25 protein-coding genes are annotated in these 16,563 nt (G+C 53.0%); 5 read left to right on the top strand and 20 right to left on the bottom strand.

What is annotated here, in order from left to right; all coding sequences use genetic code 11:
* Nucleotides 1-53 precede the first annotated feature (53 nt).
* The 13 genes from ACJJIV_RS21450 to ACJJIV_RS21390 form a co-directional block, all read right to left on the bottom strand.
* Complete coding sequence (locus ACJJIV_RS21450) at nt 54-1,073, bottom strand: major capsid protein (RefSeq protein ID WP_444885982.1); 1,020 nt, start codon at nt 1,071-1,073, stop codon at nt 54-56.
* Between the two features lie 90 nt (nt 1,074-1,163).
* Nucleotides 1,164-1,508, bottom strand: a complete 345-nt coding sequence (locus ACJJIV_RS21445; protein WP_444885983.1) for a head decoration protein — start codon at nt 1,506-1,508, stop codon at nt 1,164-1,166.
* Between the two features lie 44 nt (nt 1,509-1,552).
* Nucleotides 1,553-2,788 carry a S49 family peptidase gene (locus ACJJIV_RS21440; protein ID WP_444885984.1) on the bottom strand — a complete coding sequence of 412 codons (1,236 nt, stop codon included), beginning with the start codon at nt 2,786-2,788 and terminating at the stop codon, nt 1,553-1,555.
* A 12-nt stretch (nt 2,789-2,800) separates the two neighbouring features.
* Nucleotides 2,801-4,306, bottom strand: coding sequence for a phage portal protein (locus ACJJIV_RS21435; RefSeq protein ID WP_444885985.1), 1,506 nt, complete (start codon nt 4,304-4,306; stop codon nt 2,801-2,803).
* A 2-nt stretch (nt 4,307-4,308) separates the two neighbouring features.
* A complete protein-coding gene (locus ACJJIV_RS21430) occupies nt 4,309-4,548 on the bottom strand; it encodes a hypothetical protein (protein WP_444885986.1) in 240 nt (79 codons plus the stop codon).
* Complete coding sequence (locus tag ACJJIV_RS21425) at nt 4,548-6,473, bottom strand: phage terminase large subunit family protein (RefSeq protein WP_444885987.1); 1,926 nt, start codon at nt 6,471-6,473, stop codon at nt 4,548-4,550. The genes ACJJIV_RS21430 and ACJJIV_RS21425 overlap by 1 nt, the downstream gene beginning before the upstream one ends.
* Entirely contained in the window at nt 6,391-6,936 is a 546-nt protein-coding gene (locus ACJJIV_RS21420) for a terminase small subunit (RefSeq protein ID WP_444885988.1), read from the bottom strand. The genes ACJJIV_RS21425 and ACJJIV_RS21420 overlap by 83 nt, the downstream gene beginning before the upstream one ends.
* 233 nt (nt 6,937-7,169) lie before the next feature.
* Entirely contained in the window at nt 7,170-7,613 is a 444-nt protein-coding gene (locus tag ACJJIV_RS21415; RefSeq protein ID WP_444885989.1) for a hypothetical protein, read from the bottom strand.
* Nucleotides 7,614-7,625: 12 nt separating this feature from the next.
* Nucleotides 7,626-7,901 (bottom strand): hypothetical protein, encoded by a 276-nt coding sequence (locus ACJJIV_RS21410; RefSeq protein ID WP_444885990.1) that lies wholly within the window; start codon nt 7,899-7,901, stop codon nt 7,626-7,628.
* Nucleotides 7,888-8,184, bottom strand: a complete 297-nt coding sequence (locus tag ACJJIV_RS21405) for a hypothetical protein (RefSeq protein ID WP_444885991.1) — start codon at nt 8,182-8,184, stop codon at nt 7,888-7,890. Before ACJJIV_RS21405 ends, ACJJIV_RS21410 begins: the two co-directional genes overlap by 14 nt.
* Before the next feature lie 670 nt (nt 8,185-8,854).
* Nucleotides 8,855-9,688: a replication initiator protein A gene (locus tag ACJJIV_RS21400; RefSeq protein ID WP_444885992.1), complete on the bottom strand. Its 834-nt coding sequence runs from the start codon at nt 9,686-9,688 to the stop codon at nt 8,855-8,857.
* A 29-nt stretch (nt 9,689-9,717) separates the two neighbouring features.
* Entirely contained in the window at nt 9,718-10,098 is a 381-nt protein-coding gene (locus ACJJIV_RS21395) for a hypothetical protein (RefSeq protein ID WP_444885993.1), read from the bottom strand.
* Between the two features lie 12 nt (nt 10,099-10,110).
* Complete coding sequence (locus ACJJIV_RS21390; protein ID WP_444885994.1) at nt 10,111-10,554, bottom strand: type II toxin-antitoxin system HicB family antitoxin; 444 nt, start codon at nt 10,552-10,554, stop codon at nt 10,111-10,113.
* A 232-nt stretch (nt 10,555-10,786) separates the two neighbouring features.
* Between ACJJIV_RS21390 and ACJJIV_RS21385 the strand changes: the two genes are divergently transcribed.
* Nucleotides 10,787-11,434 (top strand): recombinase family protein, encoded by a 648-nt coding sequence (locus tag ACJJIV_RS21385; RefSeq protein WP_444885995.1) that lies wholly within the window; start codon nt 10,787-10,789, stop codon nt 11,432-11,434.
* A gap of 22 nt (nt 11,435-11,456) precedes the next feature.
* On the opposite strand, the gene ACJJIV_RS21380 is transcribed toward ACJJIV_RS21385, so the two are convergent.
* On the bottom strand, nt 11,457-12,485 hold the full coding sequence (locus tag ACJJIV_RS21380) for a DUF2806 domain-containing protein (RefSeq protein ID WP_444885996.1): 1,029 nt from the start codon (nt 12,483-12,485) through the stop codon (nt 11,457-11,459).
* A 261-nt stretch (nt 12,486-12,746) separates the two neighbouring features.
* On the opposite strand from ACJJIV_RS21380, the gene ACJJIV_RS21375 reads away from it, so the two are divergent.
* The 4 genes from ACJJIV_RS21375 to ACJJIV_RS21360 all read left to right on the top strand — a co-directional run bounded on the left by ACJJIV_RS21375 (nt 12,747) and on the right by ACJJIV_RS21360 (nt 14,494).
* Nucleotides 12,747-13,256, top strand: a complete 510-nt coding sequence (locus ACJJIV_RS21375) for a hypothetical protein (protein ID WP_444885997.1) — start codon at nt 12,747-12,749, stop codon at nt 13,254-13,256.
* Nucleotides 13,250-13,657, top strand: coding sequence for a hypothetical protein (locus tag ACJJIV_RS21370; RefSeq protein ID WP_444885998.1), 408 nt, complete (start codon nt 13,250-13,252; stop codon nt 13,655-13,657). The genes ACJJIV_RS21375 and ACJJIV_RS21370 overlap by 7 nt, the downstream gene beginning before the upstream one ends.
* A gap of 163 nt (nt 13,658-13,820) precedes the next feature.
* Nucleotides 13,821-14,192, top strand: a complete 372-nt coding sequence (locus ACJJIV_RS21365; RefSeq protein WP_444885999.1) for a hypothetical protein — start codon at nt 13,821-13,823, stop codon at nt 14,190-14,192.
* Complete coding sequence (locus ACJJIV_RS21360; RefSeq protein ID WP_444886000.1) at nt 14,192-14,494, top strand: hypothetical protein; 303 nt, start codon at nt 14,192-14,194, stop codon at nt 14,492-14,494. Before ACJJIV_RS21365 ends, ACJJIV_RS21360 begins: the two co-directional genes overlap by 1 nt.
* An 88-nt stretch (nt 14,495-14,582) precedes the next feature.
* Here the strand turns inward: ACJJIV_RS21360 and ACJJIV_RS21355 are convergent, their stop codons facing one another.
* The 6 genes from ACJJIV_RS21355 to ACJJIV_RS21330 form a co-directional block, all read right to left on the bottom strand.
* Nucleotides 14,583-14,906 (bottom strand): hypothetical protein, encoded by a 324-nt coding sequence (locus ACJJIV_RS21355; RefSeq protein ID WP_444886001.1) that lies wholly within the window; start codon nt 14,904-14,906, stop codon nt 14,583-14,585.
* Nucleotides 14,903-15,193, bottom strand: coding sequence for a helix-turn-helix domain-containing protein (locus ACJJIV_RS21350; RefSeq protein ID WP_444886002.1), 291 nt, complete (start codon nt 15,191-15,193; stop codon nt 14,903-14,905). Before ACJJIV_RS21350 ends, ACJJIV_RS21355 begins: the two co-directional genes overlap by 4 nt.
* Before the next feature lie 89 nt (nt 15,194-15,282).
* A complete protein-coding gene (locus ACJJIV_RS21345) occupies nt 15,283-15,555 on the bottom strand; it encodes a hypothetical protein (protein ID WP_444886003.1) in 273 nt (90 codons plus the stop codon).
* Nucleotides 15,548-15,979, bottom strand: coding sequence for a hypothetical protein (locus tag ACJJIV_RS21340; protein WP_444886004.1), 432 nt, complete (start codon nt 15,977-15,979; stop codon nt 15,548-15,550). The genes ACJJIV_RS21345 and ACJJIV_RS21340 overlap by 8 nt, the downstream gene beginning before the upstream one ends.
* Complete coding sequence (locus ACJJIV_RS21335) at nt 15,969-16,253, bottom strand: hypothetical protein (RefSeq protein WP_444886005.1); 285 nt, start codon at nt 16,251-16,253, stop codon at nt 15,969-15,971. The genes ACJJIV_RS21340 and ACJJIV_RS21335 overlap by 11 nt, the downstream gene beginning before the upstream one ends.
* Nucleotides 16,241-16,537 carry a Lar family restriction alleviation protein gene (locus ACJJIV_RS21330; protein WP_444886006.1) on the bottom strand — a complete coding sequence of 99 codons (297 nt, stop codon included), beginning with the start codon at nt 16,535-16,537 and terminating at the stop codon, nt 16,241-16,243. The genes ACJJIV_RS21335 and ACJJIV_RS21330 overlap by 13 nt, the downstream gene beginning before the upstream one ends.
* Nucleotides 16,538-16,563 lie beyond the last annotated feature (26 nt).

Genomic DNA, 16,563 nt, shown 5'->3' with positions numbered 1-16,563 from the left:
AACAGAAACCCCCGGACAAGGCCGGGGGTTTGGGGTTGGGGTTGCTGATTGGTTTAGCCGGTAGAGCCTTTTTTAACTTCCGCCAGCACGCTGGGGTTATTGCACATCGCCAATACATTGGACTGCGTATGCACATCAACACCGCGGTTAAACTTGCGCGCCTCACTTTTCACGTAATAGCGCTCCCCCAAGGTACTGACGGTTTCGAGGAAATCCGCCGGGGCAATAATTTCCTGAAAGGTGCGGTGCGTGCCTGTGGGGTAAGCGTGGCCTGAACCCGCCCCAATAAAGCGCTGGGTATTGCCTTGGCTATCCATCGCTTTGCCGCGGTACTCGCTAAAGATGACCCCTTGGAATTCAAAGCTTTTGCGTGGGTCACCGCCGAGGCGCTGGCTCGCCTCAGCATGATGCAGGTAGGGTTTCTCAACGCTATCGTGGGTCACAAAGAAATCCATAAACTCCTGGGAAACTTCAACGCGTACACCGTCCATGGCATCGCCATAAATGTTGTCTTCAATGTGGCGCTTTAATTCCAGGGTCTTGATGCGAAAGTCGTCGTTGTGATTAAAGGTGATAACTTTCTTAGTGATATTGAACTCATTGTAGAGGTTATAAATTGTCGAGCCATCTGCGTCGGTTATCACTCCTTTAATGGCCCCCATGCGGGCATTTTCCTGAGTGATATCATGTGAATCTTTCAAATCCTGCAGGGTATCGTTCATTACCTCCGCCAGGGATGCCAGAGAGCTGGTGGAACCAAAGGCGCGAATATTGGCATATTGCTCCGGCAGGATTTCACCTTCTAAGGGGTAGTGCGGCACCAGAAACGATTTAATGTTGCGTTTGCCTGTTTTATGGCTTTGACCTGGGGCACCCAGCTGCTGGGATTTAATCAGATAAAAACGCCCGTTTTTATACTCAATTAGCGCTGTACGGGAAGTGATTTTTTTTTCTTTAAACAGGTTCAGCTTGCCCGTGCGGTCGTACATATTGGGCAGCAGTTTGATGGCTTCGGTCAGGCTGGCCATATTAAATTCAGGGCGGGCAAACGGGTTTCCCATTTCCATAGGCATAGGGTTTTCCTCGATCAAGAAATTTGGACGCAAAAAAGCCCGCGGGGTGCGGGCTGTGCGGCGGTTGCGGTATTGGGGTTTATGCGGGCTTTAGCGGACTTTGATTTTTAAAAGCGTCTTGAGCTTGTCTATTACCGCATCTTTCTGGGCTGCGGTGCCGTCCATAATCAGGGCATCAGCGTGGACAATGCCCTCAAGGTCGAGTATCACCGCCTCTTTATCCCCGGCGCTGGCGTCGGTGTCATTCAGTAAAATACCACTGGGGTTATCACCGGCCGCGGCATCTATGGCGGTGTGTTTGCTACCGGTCTTTTTCAGCACTTGGCCAAGCTCAAATTTACCGCCGGTAACCTGCACACTGCTGCGGCTATAGCGATAGTTTTCATTTTCATAAATCACCAAATCGGCCAGGTTCTTGCCTTCGGTTAATTCCATGTTCAGCTCTCCAGAAATTTTAGGGGGTTACTCGCGTGAAGCGATTAGGAAGCGGCGCGGGCTTTGGCGCTGGCGAGTAGTGGGTTCTCGCTGTTCTCTGAGGCCAGGGAACTATCAAGCTCCTCTTCTTCCTCTGACTGTTGGGCAAAGAGCTTGGCGCGGGCGTCCTCCAGGCTGGTGGACCCCTCGGCCATCACCTTTGCAGCAAGTTCGGGGCAACCGGCCTCCTCAGCCATTTGCAAAATATCCTGCATGTGACTTTGGTGGGCCTGCATGTGTTCGCTAATGGCCTGGCTCTTGTGCGCTTCCAGTTCCTCAGCTGTCATGGTAATTGGTTGGGCTTCGCCCGCTGCGGCAGTGTCCGGGGTGGTGGTTTCGGCCTTTTTTCTTCCAAACATTCCGTTTTCCTCATTGTTGGCGGCCTGGCCGGCCATGGCGTTGTAAAAGTCGTTATAAGTGGTGATTTCGTCGATTAGCCCAATTTCCAGGGCCTGGCGTGCGCTGAAAACACCCGCTTCAGTATTTCTCACCGCCTCCACATCAAGGCCGCGGGCATCCGCGACCAGCTGGCAAAAATCGCTGTAAAGCTCATTGATGTGCGCCATTAGGCGCCCGCGTGTTTCGTCATCCAGTGATTTATCGGGGCTACCATCGTCTTTGTATTCGCCCGCTTTAAGCGTGCTAATCAGGAAGCCTGCACCCTCCAGCGCCTTGGTGCGGTCCAGGTGTTTGGCAATCACACCGATACTGCCTACGGTGGCGGATTCCGTGGCGACAATGTGGTCAGCAGCACAAGCAAAGCCATAAGCCGCAGAGCAAGCATTTTCATTTACAAAGGCGGTGATAGGTTTTTCGCCACGCTGCTGCAACATAAAGCGGGCTAGGTCGAACAGTCCGGCAGCCATGCCGCCGGGGCTGTCGATCTCCAACACAATGCGCGACACCCTGGGAGAGTCCAGGGCGTGGATGAGTTGGGCGCGCAGATCCAGATAGGTGGGTATGCCTATGTATTTGTAATAGGGGTAACCGCGGTGAAAGCTGGGACCAATGACAGAAATTATCGCCACGCCTTCATCGGATAGGCGGTAGTAGCCGCCGGCACTATCGACCCAAGCCCAGCCGCTGGCCAGCTCGGCATCGTTGGGGGCTAGGTCTTCAGCGCTCATTGCCTGCGGGGGCGGCTGCTCTAAAGCGGCAGCCATCTGAGGCCAGCCGGCCTCGCTAATCATTAACGGCAAATTGGCAACGCTGTGCGGCAATTGCTGAGAGTGAATTGTCACGGGGTTCTCCTGTTAGGCGGCTTCCGTAGGACTGGCGGCAGCCGTCTGCACCTTTTGCAAGGCGCCTTTGTTGTCGGTGTCGGCGGCGTCGGTGGTGTAAACAAGGCCAAGTTCTTGAGTACGCTTGCGGGTTCTGGCGTTTTCACGGTCGATGCGCTCGGCATTACCGCCCAGCTTGTTGGCAAAATATCTACGGGTCTTGAAGCCTGCGCGCACCTTGCCTTCGGCGGCTTTCTGGTCGCCTTCCGGGTCCACCCAGTCCCAGGCCTGGGGCTGCCAGTCGATGCGGGTATAACGGCGACGGTTTTGCAGGTAATCGAGAATCTTAATTGCACCGGAACCCACAGCAGCATCCATAAACCAGCGCGCCAATGGGCGGCAAAGTTGATGCACCATCATGTGGGCTTGCACCATTTCGCACTTGCGGCGGAACTCCAATACCCCTTGGCGGATACTGGAATAAGTAACGCCGCGCAGGTCGCCGGTGACCATCTCGTAAGTGGGGCCGAACCCGGCAGCAAACTGCAGCAGTTCGGAGCGCAACCAGGGCTCGTAGCTAGCACCTACATCAGCAGGGGCTGAAAAGCTGATTTTTTGTCCTGGGGCCAGGTACTGCAAAATACCCGGTTCCAGGCTTACCGGCCCCGGAGCGGTAGCTTGCCCGCCGAGGGCGCCCGCCTTACCGATTCCTCGGTTGTCCTGCTGTGCCTCTTCAATAAACGCGGCAAACATGGCAGCGGTTTTTTTGCGCACCAGCTCCGCATCCTGGTACTGATCCAGCTCTCGCAGCCTCACTAATACCGAACTTACCCAAGGCAGGCCATTGTTCTGCCCAGGCCGTTCGGGCCGGTAAATATGGGCCACTTGATCGGCTGGCACCGCTACTGTGCCCAGGTTGCCGGCGTGAAAACTAAAACGGGCCTCGCCGGGATGCTCTTTGTAAAAGTGGTAATTAACACGGCGGGCTTTTTTGTTATGGCCAATACCACCTCGAATGGTTATCCCACCGCGACGGGTGTTCAGCTGTTCCGCCAGCTGGTCGGCCTCGATCAATTGCAGCTGCAGAGGCACCGATAGCCCCCAGGACAGGGGGCGGATTCGACGGCGCACAAAACTAGCTCCACTCTCGACAGCACCGCGGCAGGCAAGGGCCTGCAAGCCATACAGATCAAGGGCCCCGGAAGCGTCACATTCTTCAGCCCAATAGGTGAACAAGGTATGTAGGTCTTCACGCAGGCGCTCGTCGTCTAGGTCCCAGCTTGGGCGAATACCAGTACCAACAATATTGGCCACCCAGCTTTCAAGCCCGGAATTCGCCCAGCCGTTATTGCGGGTAACATCACGAGCGCGGGCGCGGATAGTGGGGGCATCGAATTGCTGGGATTCATTGGGCCCGTAATCGTTGGCGGTCCAGGTGCTGAGGCGGCCACCCGTTTTGGCGGCGTCATAGGCTCCACTGGACAGGCTGACACCGCCTGACAACTGGAACCCCGAGGCCGCAAGGTGGGGGAATTCCATTATCAAAACCCTTTGCTGGTGACAGTGGTGACGCTGCCGGAAGCGCCGGCAGCTCTTTGCAGTTCGCGTCGGATTTCGCTGTGTAGGCGTTTTAACTGCGGTAAATCCGCCGGGGCGTAGCTGGCTTCTTTCGTGGTATTTCCACCGCTGAATTTGATCGTCACAGCACGCTTGCCGGACACCAATTTCATAATGGCGTCTTTGACCGCTTGCAGGTCTTCGGGGGTCCAGAGTTGTTCCATTAGCTATTCATCCAGTTGGAGCTAACCCGCTGCGGCTGGGCTTGCTCTTGCTGTTGTGGGTCAACGCGCTCGGCGTAGCTCTGCGGGAGTGCTTCCATATCCGGGTTGAGGATGAACAGGGCGGCCATGGCATAAACGAAGGTATCCAGGGCTTCGTTTCGAATGCCGCTATGAGGCTTGCGAAACCAGATCACTGGGTGGCCGTTGTAGATGACTTTCATTCCCTTTTCAGCGGTGAGCTGTTGGAAATAATCGACCTCAAATTCATCACTCTGAGGAAAGTGGATAAAGCCGGGCTTATCTGATTCGGTAATTTTCAGGCGTCGGGCGATTCGGGTTTTTATGGTGTTAGAGCCGAGGGTGTACAAATCGACGTTGCCGAGGTTGTCACGGCTGGGTCTGCGTACGGGCGGGCCGGTGGGGTCCTTACCGCCTTTAATCGCAAACACCCGGCCCTCTGACTCTCTTTCCTTCACGTAGGCATAAACGTCGTGGGTGTTGTGGCCGCCGGTATCGATACAGCAGGCTTCCACCCACATGGCGTGGCCGCTTTCGTGTTCGTATTGGCGGTCTAGTGCCTTAGAGAGTTTTTCCCAAACGGCGCTGTCACTGGGGTCGCCATCGAATACCTGATAACGCAGTGGCCAGCAGTGATTATTGGGCCCCCAGGCAATCACCTGCAGCTCCAGGCGGTCCGGTTGCACATCGACACCAGCGGTCAACACCACGGCATTCATGGGCACTTTGGGGCCGTAGTTTTCACGCCGGGCGTGTAACGGTTCCCAGTCCAGTTCGGCGGCAGCTTCCTTCCAGGTTTCGCCCTTAACGGTGTTTACGAAAGTTATTAGCTGCTCGGGGTCGTCTTTAACCTCCAGAAACTCCGCCGCGAGGGCAGGCCAGCGGGCTTTGGGGAATGGCGAGTAAGCAGCCCAAATATGGAAGCCGGCGTGGCCGTGGCGTTCGACACGCTCACCACATACGCGGCAAAGGGCGTGGTGACCGTCCCACTTTTCAGGCTCTTGCTCTACTCCACAACATTCAAACGGGGCGGTGCTACGCCATTCGCCGTTCTCCACCATCCACGCGCGGTGGCTGGGGTCTATGGCTTCGTGGCAGTGCTCGCACTCGTAATAAGCCGTTTGCGGTTTTCCCGGTTCCCATTTGATGCCGTAAGGCTTGCCCTTACCGCCCCACTTCAGAGTTTGCTTTTTCTTGCAGTGGGGACAGGGGACAAAGTAGTAACGCTGGTCCGACTTGTTGAACGCCTTTTGAATGCGTGAAAAGCCATCAAGGGTGGGCGTGCTGCCCATATAGATAAATGCGTTGGGGTCGGTGGCGCAGCGCTTTTCCCCCAACTTGATGGGGTCACCCTCGCCGCCTGCGTTGCTGGGATATGCGTCCACCTCATCGAACAGCACACCGCGCACGGTAATGCGGCGAAAGCCGCGGGCGCTATTGGCTCCCACTAGGTGCAGGACCCCGCCGGGGTACTGCTTTTTCAAAAGGGTGTTGGAGCCGTCGCGGGCTTTAGCGGATACCTTGCCCTGTAAGGCCGGGGTGTCGCGCAGCATTGGCGCGATTTCGTCTTTACTGTAGCCCTCGGCATCCTCCACCGTAGGCTGCACCACCAGCAAGCTGCACGGGTCTACATCGATGTGCTTGCCGATAATGTGATTTAGGCACTTGGTATAACCCACCCGTGCCGATTTCATTACAGAAACCCGCTCTGTTTCGGGTTCGTCGAGCGCGTCCATGATGCCGCGCTGATAGGGCTCGCTAGTCCACTGCCCTGTCTCGGTCGAACTCTCTGCGGACAGTACCGCGTATTTATCAGCCCATGCGCTAACTATCAGCTGGGGCGGCGGTGTCATCACCAGACACGCCGCCATCCACAGTCGTTGCAACTGCTTCTGGTAACTGGTCATCTGCGGCAATCTCCCCCAGAGCCTTAAAAACAAGGCTTTTTAAAACTTCTGCTTGTTCGCGGGTAAATCCGGGGATTCGTGACTGCGCTTTAGCGGTCACGCCCAGCATTTTGCTGCGGATATTTGCGGCCATCATTTCCCAAGCCGGCTGCACCAGCTCAACGGCAATCACAGCCTCTTTTTCCTTATCCAGCGCCAGCTTTTCCCGCTCAACTTTGATTTCCAGCAGAGTCTTTTCCAGCACTGCGGCGGGTTTGTCCTGCAGGTCAGTGCTAACGCCCTCGCCTCTCGCTAGCTCCTCCCGCCAGCGCACCACGTCAGCCGTGTTAAAGACCCAGGAGCGACCATTGCCCCCACGTTCTACATAGGGGCAGCCTTTCTTGATCCAGTTGGTAATCGTTGGGAGGGAAACACCGAGGAGGGCCGCAAGCTCATTGCGGTTTACTTCCTGCCCTTTTGCCATGGCAGCCTCCCGAACTTAACGGGGTTTACATTTAAAAAGCAGTGCGAATTGCAGAAACCCCTAGAATTGCAGACTCAAACGCGAATCAAAATGGAATGACAACAACAACAACCCCGAAATAAAAAACTCATATCTAGGCATATTTCGCGAGTACCTTACCCGTATGGCCCGATTTCCTAGATAGGACCCAGGGAATTTTGTCAACACTTTTTTTCACTTTTTTTGCCTTTTTTTCACTTTTTTGCCTTTTTTTGCCATTCCTGGGAGTCTCGGGCCATCTGGTAGCGGCTGACAGCCTCGCCAATCTTGTTGGGGGCAAAGTAGAAGGTAAGAATCACCCCAACAGGCAGCCCCATGGCTCGCGCTGCTTCAAAAGCTACCGTCGCAGCGTCAGCGATGGCTTTGCTTTCTGGCTTGAATGCGGAACAAATCACCAGGGCTAGGGCAACCAATGATTCCAATAACCAAACAAAAGTAATTGAGAGGGCCAGCAACCGTCGCGCTAGATTCTGGCCAGCTGTTGCCTGCTGCCACTTGAGCAGCCAATCCAATACCCGCGCCTTAAAGTCCGCTTTCTCTTCTTCGGTGTATACCAAGGCGTCGCCGGTTCTGATCACCGCATCGACGCCCTGCTGGATGGTGTCGGCGTTGTCCCATAGTCTCTTCCAAAATGTCACAGCTTTGCTCCTTTACTGTCCCAGCTCGCCGGCTGCGTACAGTCGTACAGCCTCGGCGGCCTTGTCGTATGCCTCGCCCAACATAAGAAACCGTGCATCTGAAGTTTCTACCCATGGCAAAGCGTGAATAGGCTTGAATAGGTCCGGGCCAATGCGTCGCCAAATAGTCATGGTGTCGCTATCAGTCGAAGCCGCCACCACTACCCCATTGATGGGAATCACGAGCACCAGAATTTCAGTGGCCCCGATAGCTTGCAGGCTGGTGGCTGGCCGTTTACTTGCGTTCATAGCTTGGCCCCGGGTTACGCATTAGAAAGTTTTTCACTTGGTTCACGTCCTGCCCCACCTGGTCGATGCTGTCCTGTAGATCAGCAAATTTGCGATCTGTCTTTTCTTCTAGGCGGCGGTTGTCTTCATCCAGGCGGGCAATATCTTTGCGGTGGTTTTGCTCCAGGGCTTCCCACTTACTCCAGAACATACCAACAGAAGTAGCCACGCCGCACAGCATGACAACCAGGCCAATGGCCACCGGGGTGTCGCGGTTAATAGTCTTGGGTTGCTCGCAGCTCATAGGCTCCTCAAGGCATAAAAAAAGCCCCGGGGTTGCCGGGGCTTTCGTTGATATTCGGGTTTTCAACCTAAAGGCGATTAGTGGTAGTTCTTCATGCGCTGCCCTCAGTTGGTGGCGGTGTTAAGTGTCTGTGCTGCTTGGGCTCACCTTGCCCACGATGAGGGAAAGTTACCGCGAAAATCCGTAATTCCCAAAAACGTCTCCCTCAAAATTAAGGCCGCTTCTTTTAGCATGGGTGGGTAATACCCCGAGTCATTGCCATGCAGCCCCCGTCATTTCGGGGTTTCACCCACCAAAAGCTCTAGCACATTGAATTTTGAGGGTTACAGCGTCTAAAACAGCAGAATCACCCCCAACAGGGGAGAAATAGCGCTTGTTATTGTTGCCAATAAAAGTTAAGTAGTAAGTTACCTATCTAGTTATCTAATAGTTACCAAGTTAATACAGTTACGGTTTCTGAAAGCCACGGCTGGCGGGGGCTAGAGGGGTGGTCGGGTGGGTAATACCCCGAACTTAGGTGGGTAATACCCCGAATATGAGTGGGTAATACCCCGAAAGTGGGTGGGTAATACCCCGATTTTGAGGTGGGTAAAACCCCGAAAGCAGGGTGGGTAAAAACCCGATAAAATCAACAGCTTACATACAGCATTTAAACAGCTTTATCACAGAATTATTCCAGCTCTAATTCTGGCGTGTGTTCGAGCGCTCCAGCCCTTTGCCAAACCGCATCACTACGTGAGATTACTGTCAGAATTCCGTTTTCTAGCATCAAGCTGTAATCCGGTATCCGATCAGCTTTCACCATTCGCGACACCATGCGGTTAAATTCTTTGCGCGCAGCAGTGGAACCAAATTTGATGAATAGCTTATCCATACTGATGGACCAGGTAGGCTGCTTACCGCAGTGTTTGCGGGCAAGTTCATACATGCGTCGATCATTGGCGCTGCTCAGGTCGAAGTAGCCAGGGTTATAGGTCAAAACTTCCATGCGCTTAGCTGCCTCGAATAGCTGCTTACTGAGTGTGACCTCAATGTTAGCCATTCGCCCGCGGTTGTCCCTCTCTATAATCTCGGCGTCATCTACCAGACCAAATACCCCACGGCGGCCCATGATGTTGGTCTTAAAAGTGGTTCCCCGTAAACGCGCCAGGGCATCATGCAAGGCCGCATAGCTCTTGCCGCCTGTGTCTCTATGGGTGGCTCGGAAGAAGTCATAAGCCACAATCTGCACTCGACGGGAAACTTCACGGCCTCGGTTCAAACCCTCAACCACTTGGCCAATGCAATACATCAGCACATCTTTGTCGTGCATGGTTGCGCGGCCGTCAGCGCTCGGCGTCACCTCGATCCAGTTTTCCCCGTTTTTATAAACCCACTTGCGAGTATCGCGGCGTTTGGATAGGGAAAAGATAGGGTGCTCCATAGTCAGCATGTCACCCTTTGGGGCCACGTCGAGAATGTCGGCAATAAATAGCTCTAATTGGTTTTTGTCGTTGTTGGCCATATTCTAATAACCTCTTATTGAATCGAGCTTTATTGCGGTATCAAACTTAATATTGCAGTAGTAAGCCCGAAGAGGAGCGCACTTGGAATTAGGAAAACTAGTGAGATTACAGACCAAAAACCTAACTTATTCTTTAATTTATATTTCTCTAGCAGTCCTGAGGTCAATACATTAAAGCCAATCATCCCTGAGTAATATACAAACAGAATAGATACAGCAGCTACTACCCCTAAGATAACCTGGCCTATACCATTAGTTGCTTTGATAGCAGCTGTAACCAATACGCAAGTAAGAGTGACCCACTCAACCCAGCGAAACCAGTTAGGTATATATCCATTCCCTAGCCATCTCTCAGTTAGAGAATGCCCCTTTTCATACCAACCATCCTTTTGTCGTCTGTCTTCGGTCATACCCTTGCCTTCTCAGCCTTTATTGAATTCCTTTTCCGCTACAACCACCCCCAAGCGTTTGCCCAACAACCCCAACGCATATTCAATGCGCTCAAGCTTTGAACCGTGCGAAAAGTCCAGCAACCGGTCTACTTGCGCCTGGCTGCATTCCATCAATCGGGCTAGGTCAGCTTTTCGCATACCTTGCTCCTGCATAGCATTCCACAAGGCAACCTTTGCAGCAATCAAGGCAGGCAAATGGATTACGGGCTGGCCGGGCTCGGGCTCTGACGGCACCGGGATTGGTCGTCGGTTGTCGATATAGAGAGAGAGTGCCCTAATTAGTCCATCTCTCGCCAGCGCCAGTGCCTCCTCGGCGGTATCACCGGCGCTGTTCAGTTCCGGCACATCCGGGCAAACCACCCAAACCCCTGCACGGCTTTCAGCCTTAGTTAGCACTACTGGGAAATCGTACATATTGCTATCCCTCCCCTGCTTTTGTCGTGAAGGGGGAAGAATAAATCACTTTTGAATAAATGCAACAAAAAAGGTTTATCTATCTATTTGGTTTAATTTTAACTTTTAGCGATTGTCTTCTTTAAGCACCCCCAAAAGAGACACCCACAGCAAAACCCCAAAAAGAGCTTGCGACTACCCAAAAGAGACAGCATATTATCGGACAACCCAAACGGGACCATTAGGGACAGATATGTTTATTCGCGCCTACCTGCGAGCCTCCACCGAAGAACAAAACGCCAACCGCGCCCGCGCCAGCCTTGACGCCTTTGTCGAACCTTACGGCCAGCGCATCGCCTCTTACTACGTCGAGAATCAAAGCGGCGCCACCCTGCAGAGGCCAGAACTAAACCGCCTACTTTCCGACAGCCAGCCCAATGATGTGTTACTGGTGGAGCAAATCGACCGCCTTACCCGCTTGAGCAACAACGATTGGAGCGAATTAAAAAGCCAGATACAGGCGAAGAAGCTGCGCATAGTCAGTTTGGATGTGCCCACCTCCTACCTGGCGCTAGACCGCGGGCGCGTCTCCAATGGGGACCAGGTTATCGAGGCAATACTGGAAGCTATCAACAATATGCTGATTGATTTGATGGCCGCCATGGCGCGCAAGGACTATGAATCACGGCAGCACCGACAGCGCCAGGGTATCGAAGCCGCGAAGAAAGCCGGAAAGTATCAGGGCAGACCAGCAGACAAAGACCGTCACGAGCTGGTGCGCTATTTCCGAGAGGAGAAAGGGCTTAGCCTTGCCGAGACAGTTATGGCTACCGGCTATAGCAAGTCGCAGGTTTGCCGTATACAGGCCGAGTATAGAAAGGAGGAAGCCGCCGAAAGTTAGACGGCACTTTAACTCTAACGATTCACCCATGAGGGTGATTTTCAACTTTTATTTCCTGGGCATTGGTAAAGCTAGCCCCATTCGTTCGGTCGCGATCTGCAGCGGTTACTTGGTAACCTTGCCTTGCGATCTTTAAAGCAACAGCCCTAAAATAATCTTCATCTATATCAAACTTACAAAGCTGAAGTATTTCACTGCCAAGATGAGTGATAGAGTAACTTTCTACAAGCAAAGTCTTGGTTTTATCCCGATGCTCTACCTTTAAAGCTTTATTGTTTGCCAATAATAATGCCTCGTAAGAATCAGAGAGCCTTGAAGGGTATTGTGTCCCAAGGTTCCTAGACTCTACACCAGCCAAGAAACCAATCTCTTGAAGGTAGAGCAGCTGGTCAAACTTTAGCCCCGCTTTATCTAAAAGCTCAGCTTGATCTACGTGGATTTTATCTCCAATAATAAATTGTGCAGTTCTGGCAATTAGATCGGCTTCTCTTTTGGATATACCGCTTAGAAATACTAATGCTCTCATTGAGAAAGAGCCAGGCTCTTTAACCTCCCCAGCAAGCACTCGCCCCCAAAGCTCTTGCAGCTGCACAGCGGAAACCTTGCCGGCATACTCCCTCCATGTATGCAGCCAATCCCCGTCTATATTCTGATCGGAAGGTCGCTGGGTATCCCGGCTTAAAATATCCTCAGCCACAAGAATGGCTTTAGTGGTATTTACTTCTCTCCGAATGGAGCCTGCAAGCTCAGCCGATGCAACAGAGGCGGCCATTTCTTCGAGGTTTAATGCCGGCTCTCTCCGGGTAGGTTGGTGTATTTCTTCGCTGCTGTGCTCCAGGCGCGCGGTGCCAGGGGTAATCTGGATAGCAACATCCCCTGCCTTTATTGCTTCTACATCTTTTTCAGCCTGAGCAAGAACCCGCATTGCGTCAGCTTTAGCTCTAGCCATACGAATTTCCTGCCAGGGGCCCAGAAGCGCTGGAATTCCGTTATCTGCAAGACTCTCCCACATTTTTATAAGCAGTTTTCCCTCGGGTAACTTGATTTCCATGCTAGTCCCTTATCAACAGTCTCTTAATCAGCGGCTTTCAAGTGTGTTCGCCTGGGCGCATGAAATTGTACCCGGGGGTGGGCCCCCATGGCCATACCTAAAAGCAACTTTTGTGATTAATATGCAACGTTTTAGTTTGTGTAAGCGTGTGCTCAAGGAAGAGGCTGCTGGTGAGCCGCTGGAATTGCTAAATCATGGCCCCCAATATATTCTCCGCCTCAGTCGATAAGGATTTTCGATTGTATTTCAAGGAAGAAAGTAATGTCAGGCCACCCCCAGCTCAACCAAGTGAAGTCTAAGACGGAACGGGTTCCATACAGCGGTACGTTTTTTATTGTAGAAATCAGCTATCACAACATCGATGGAATTGACGGTTATGTTGTGGGGCTTAAATTCTATGATCAATCCAACAGTACAGATTCTGCCAAAGTTGCAAGGGTACACCCTTTCGGCTTAGGACGAGTCATAGCGCAAACCGCCATTAACATGATCCTGCCCGACCTCGATCAAATCTCCATTTTTGGTTTTTATCTGCAGACTGAAGGCTTGGAAGCTCGGCGAAAGGGCGGAGCGGCTAGAAAAAAAGAGATGTATCAGGCTAAGGCTCTTTTGATGCACAAGGATGTTAAAAGCAAGCTCAAGCATCTAACCAGGTTTGAGGTAGACGGCGGCCTTGGCTGGGCTATGAGTGAGCAAGACTATTCTAGCTATCCGCAGCTTCAATTTTTTGAGAGAGAGCTGGCCAAGCAACTGGAGGTGATCCCATGCTGATTCGGATTGAAACCGGGGAGCTTATAGAATTTCCTGAAGACTTGGCCGCGCGTGTCTTGATTGATCCTTTCTCCGATAACGGCGACAAGCAGGCACTAACTGCCGAAGAGGTCAATGTCGCACTCCACTCGATTTTGGGAACATACTTTGATCCTGACTTGAGCCGTGAGGACAATATTAAAGCGGTGAAAGAAATATATGATCAATTCAAGCCGCCAAGTGCAGAGAGCCTACGCTGGGCACAAGAGTCGATCCGGGCTTATGTGAGGGAAGTCGAAGAGGCAGATATCGGCAGTGTGGACTCAGACTATTTGAAGCTGTTTTCCGCTACTGAACAAGAAAGGCAGTTTGCCAAGTCTCTAATAAAGCCCAAAACAATCAAAAAACTGCCAGATAGATAGGCCGGCGTCAGCCGTCCTACCCACCCCCACCCTGAGTAAAAAACCGCCATTTCAGAGAAAGGCGCATTAAAAGGAAGCCGGGCAAAATCGCCCACAGCTTTGTCCCCAGTTTCTGTGGATAAGGGCAGCAGCGAGAGCTAGCCAAGGAATTAAGGGTATTACCATGCTGATCAGAATTGAGACAGGCGAACTAAAGGAGTTCCCAGAGGACTTGGCCGCGCTTATCCTCGCTGATCCCTCATGCGGTGAAGAAGATAAACCAGAATTTACCGCTGAAGAAGTGAACGCCTTGCTACATGCGATATTAGGCACCTATGCGGTGCGCGATGAAATCAGCTTCGAAGAGAATATCGAAAGAATTAGAAAGCGATACGAAGCGATAGGCCAGCCCAGTGAAGAGAATTTGCGGATAGCACAAGAATCTATCCAGGCGTATGTACGCGAGATTAAAGGGGATGATATTGGAATGGTTGATAACGAGCTTATCGATCTAATGTTCTTAGACAACCCCCCAAAGCGGCTGGGAGAGTCGTAATGCCAGAATCACCCGCCTCAGCTCTGGAAAAGAGTTTGATTGCCGAGGCCAGGCTTTGGCTCGGTAATATACAAAGAGCGCTTGCCGGCGAAATCGACGATCTTGCAGAAAGATACGCTGAACACCACAAGGTTCCCATTGAGGAAGCGCGACGCTGTTTTATTGGCTCCTACTTAGGTGCTTTTGGGCCTCTCGATAACCTGGCATACAGCTCCGATTCTGGACTGAGCCCCGAGGGGCGCCAGCGTATCCGAGAGCTTTCGGGTGAAGCCCGTTCAATTACTGAAGGGCTTTGGTCCTAGGCTACAGATGATCAACTGCAGTCTGATTCGTTAAATTCGCAGATGAGCGAACCCCCACAAGGAGTTCGCTCCCTAGTAAAAGACGCGTCTATTCCTCCTTTGGCAATGGCGCCGCCGCATCTAAAACCGTCACACCGTTTAAACTCCAGCCCGTCAGGTCCGGGAAATCCCGGCGTTTTGCTGAGATAAACGTATCCAGCAGGAAATCTAGCTTTGCATCCGTTAAAGGGCCCCGCACCCGCCCGAAACTGCTGCAACTTACTACCCAGGCGCCCTCACCTTCGCCGCCGCTCATCGAATAATTGACCAGCAGCAACTTGGTACCGAAGCGGTGCCAGAGCAGTGCGCCCACTAAAACCAGCTGTAGGAGTAACACCCCCCCCACCAAAGCCATTAATACTAGGTTGCTCAAGCGCAGGCCCTCCCCTTTGCCGCTTTTCTCTTGCGCTGTCCTACCACGCCTGGTTTCACCTCAATCGTCACCTTAATACGCAGTAAATAGGCCACTTTCTCCAGGTTCTCGATACCGGGGGATTCCACCCGCGCTGTCTGCCAGTCGTACAGGGTGGCGGGGCTCAAATCGGCCCGGCGGGCCAGGTCGTCTACTTCCCAGGGCTCCATCGCTTGCAGCTTCTTCTGGACTGCGCGGAATACTTGCGAAAGTGCCCGGCCCCGTACCGGGTTGCGTCTTGCTGCCATAGTCTTCTCCTAAATCGTCAATAAGCGCGGCCCGTACCGGCGCCGCAGAGTTCTATCCTGTGAGGGGATAAATTAGTTAGCGGTGCCTTTTAACCCGCCCGCCGTACCGCAAAAACCGCGTGGCAATGGTGTTTCTTCATCGCCTCGGTCAGTGCGGCGATATCCTTGCGCTGGTGGAAATTCCCTACCGTTACCACAGCTGCGCCTGGCTTTTTCTTCAGCTGTTTGCAGCTGTTCAAATACTCCCAGTTCAATGGGTGCAGCCCCTGGGCCTTGGCATAGTTCGCGGCCTCGCGATGCCCTCGGGCCAAAATAAAAACGTGCCTTGTTTGCCACTCTGCAGCGGCGCGAGGCTTAATCACGGGCACCCCCTACAGCTCGACAAAAACCAGCCACCCACGTATAAAAAAACAAGCGGGAAAGATTGACTCGCCAATCCTCGACCGTCTTCGGCTGCGCAACTGCGGCCAGGCTTGCCAGCTCCCGGGCTTTTCGCTCCAGCTCTGCAAAATCCACGCTTAACACTGTGCGCACTTGATGCACTGCGTAGCATTTACGCAGCTCCATTGCTCGCTCAACGTCGTAGGCGTCTGCGCGTTGATACCAGCCGCGCACAAACCACACCGGCCGGTTGTAACACCTGCGCAGCGCTTTCACGTTGTGAACATATCTACAGCGGCTCCAGGGAATACCCGCCGCCTCTGCCGCTAGGCGTGCCCTCTGCTCATTGCTGGCAAAAATATGGATTGATTCGAATACGCGCCCGTCTTCGGTCTTAACTAGCATTCTGTTTTTCCTTTCTCCAAATCACCTGGCAGCCGCATAACTCCACTGCCCGGTAGTCCTCACCGCCGTGCATTCTCGGTGCGCTCTCACCCGGTATCGGGCGGTCTACCTCCACCAAAACCCGCCCCGCTTTCACCTGTGCCCGCAATGCCTCGGCCCCGTGAAAACTCAGCCAGTACAAGCATTTCCGCAGGCACTCCACCGCTGCCAGGTAGGGCGCGTTTGCGCCCCAGGAACGATTCAGCAGCGGCTCCCCTTTCTCTAGGGCTTGCATTCTGGGGCGGCCATCCAATCTTTATCCCCGCAACGCAAACAGCGCTCGCCAACATCGTTCCACTGGTGCCTCTGGGAAGTAGTCAGCGGCGCATCGTCCTCGCTAACCCGTGAATTCCATTTTTTCGCTAGCAGCGGTTTGCAATCATCCGCGCAAGAAACACGACTTTCAGTAGCAGCACCGCAACCGGTGCATTCGATCCACTGCCAGCCATCGTCGTCAGAGTCAAATACCGCCTTAGCGCCACAAAATGGGCAGTTTTTTAGTTCAATCTCTTGGCTCACTGTTTCCTCTCCCATTTCAAAATGAA

The sequence above is a fragment of the Microbulbifer mixtoriginis (SeqCode) genome (assembly GCF_052466765.1).
This window is presented reverse-complemented; position numbering and strand designations above follow the sequence as displayed.

Coding starts and splice junctions, on each gene's coding strand:
- ACJJIV_RS21420 (WP_444885988.1), bottom strand. CDS start 6,936: ATGGCAAAAGGGCAGGAAGTAAACCGCAATGAGCTTGCGGCCCTCCTC.
- ACJJIV_RS21385 (WP_444885995.1), top strand. CDS start 10,787: ATGTTTATTCGCGCCTACCTGCGAGCCTCCACCGAAGAACAAAACGCC.
- ACJJIV_RS21445 (WP_444885983.1), bottom strand. CDS start 1,508: ATGGAATTAACCGAAGGCAAGAACCTGGCCGATTTGGTGATTTATGAA.
- ACJJIV_RS21390 (WP_444885994.1), bottom strand. CDS start 10,554: ATGTACGATTTCCCAGTAGTGCTAACTAAGGCTGAAAGCCGTGCAGGG.
- ACJJIV_RS21400 (WP_444885992.1), bottom strand. CDS start 9,688: ATGGCCAACAACGACAAAAACCAATTAGAGCTATTTATTGCCGACATT.
- ACJJIV_RS21425 (WP_444885987.1), bottom strand. CDS start 6,473: ATGACCAGTTACCAGAAGCAGTTGCAACGACTGTGGATGGCGGCGTGT.
- ACJJIV_RS21405 (WP_444885991.1), bottom strand. CDS start 8,184: ATGAGCTGCGAGCAACCCAAGACTATTAACCGCGACACCCCGGTGGCC.
- ACJJIV_RS21395 (WP_444885993.1), bottom strand. CDS start 10,098: ATGACCGAAGACAGACGACAAAAGGATGGTTGGTATGAAAAGGGGCAT.
- ACJJIV_RS21450 (WP_444885982.1), bottom strand. CDS start 1,073: ATGCCTATGGAAATGGGAAACCCGTTTGCCCGCCCTGAATTTAATATG.
- ACJJIV_RS21335 (WP_444886005.1), bottom strand. CDS start 16,253: ATGCAAGCCCTAGAGAAAGGGGAGCCGCTGCTGAATCGTTCCTGGGGC.
- ACJJIV_RS21360 (WP_444886000.1), top strand. CDS start 14,192: ATGCCAGAATCACCCGCCTCAGCTCTGGAAAAGAGTTTGATTGCCGAG.
- ACJJIV_RS21365 (WP_444885999.1), top strand. CDS start 13,821: ATGCTGATCAGAATTGAGACAGGCGAACTAAAGGAGTTCCCAGAGGAC.
- ACJJIV_RS21430 (WP_444885986.1), bottom strand. CDS start 4,548: ATGGAACAACTCTGGACCCCCGAAGACCTGCAAGCGGTCAAAGACGCC.
- ACJJIV_RS21380 (WP_444885996.1), bottom strand. CDS start 12,485: ATGGAAATCAAGTTACCCGAGGGAAAACTGCTTATAAAAATGTGGGAG.
- ACJJIV_RS21340 (WP_444886004.1), bottom strand. CDS start 15,979: ATGCTAGTTAAGACCGAAGACGGGCGCGTATTCGAATCAATCCATATT.
- ACJJIV_RS21435 (WP_444885985.1), bottom strand. CDS start 4,306: ATGGAATTCCCCCACCTTGCGGCCTCGGGGTTCCAGTTGTCAGGCGGT.
- ACJJIV_RS21375 (WP_444885997.1), top strand. CDS start 12,747: ATGTCAGGCCACCCCCAGCTCAACCAAGTGAAGTCTAAGACGGAACGG.
- ACJJIV_RS21370 (WP_444885998.1), top strand. CDS start 13,250: ATGCTGATTCGGATTGAAACCGGGGAGCTTATAGAATTTCCTGAAGAC.
- ACJJIV_RS21350 (WP_444886002.1), bottom strand. CDS start 15,193: ATGGCAGCAAGACGCAACCCGGTACGGGGCCGGGCACTTTCGCAAGTA.
- ACJJIV_RS21410 (WP_444885990.1), bottom strand. CDS start 7,901: ATGAACGCAAGTAAACGGCCAGCCACCAGCCTGCAAGCTATCGGGGCC.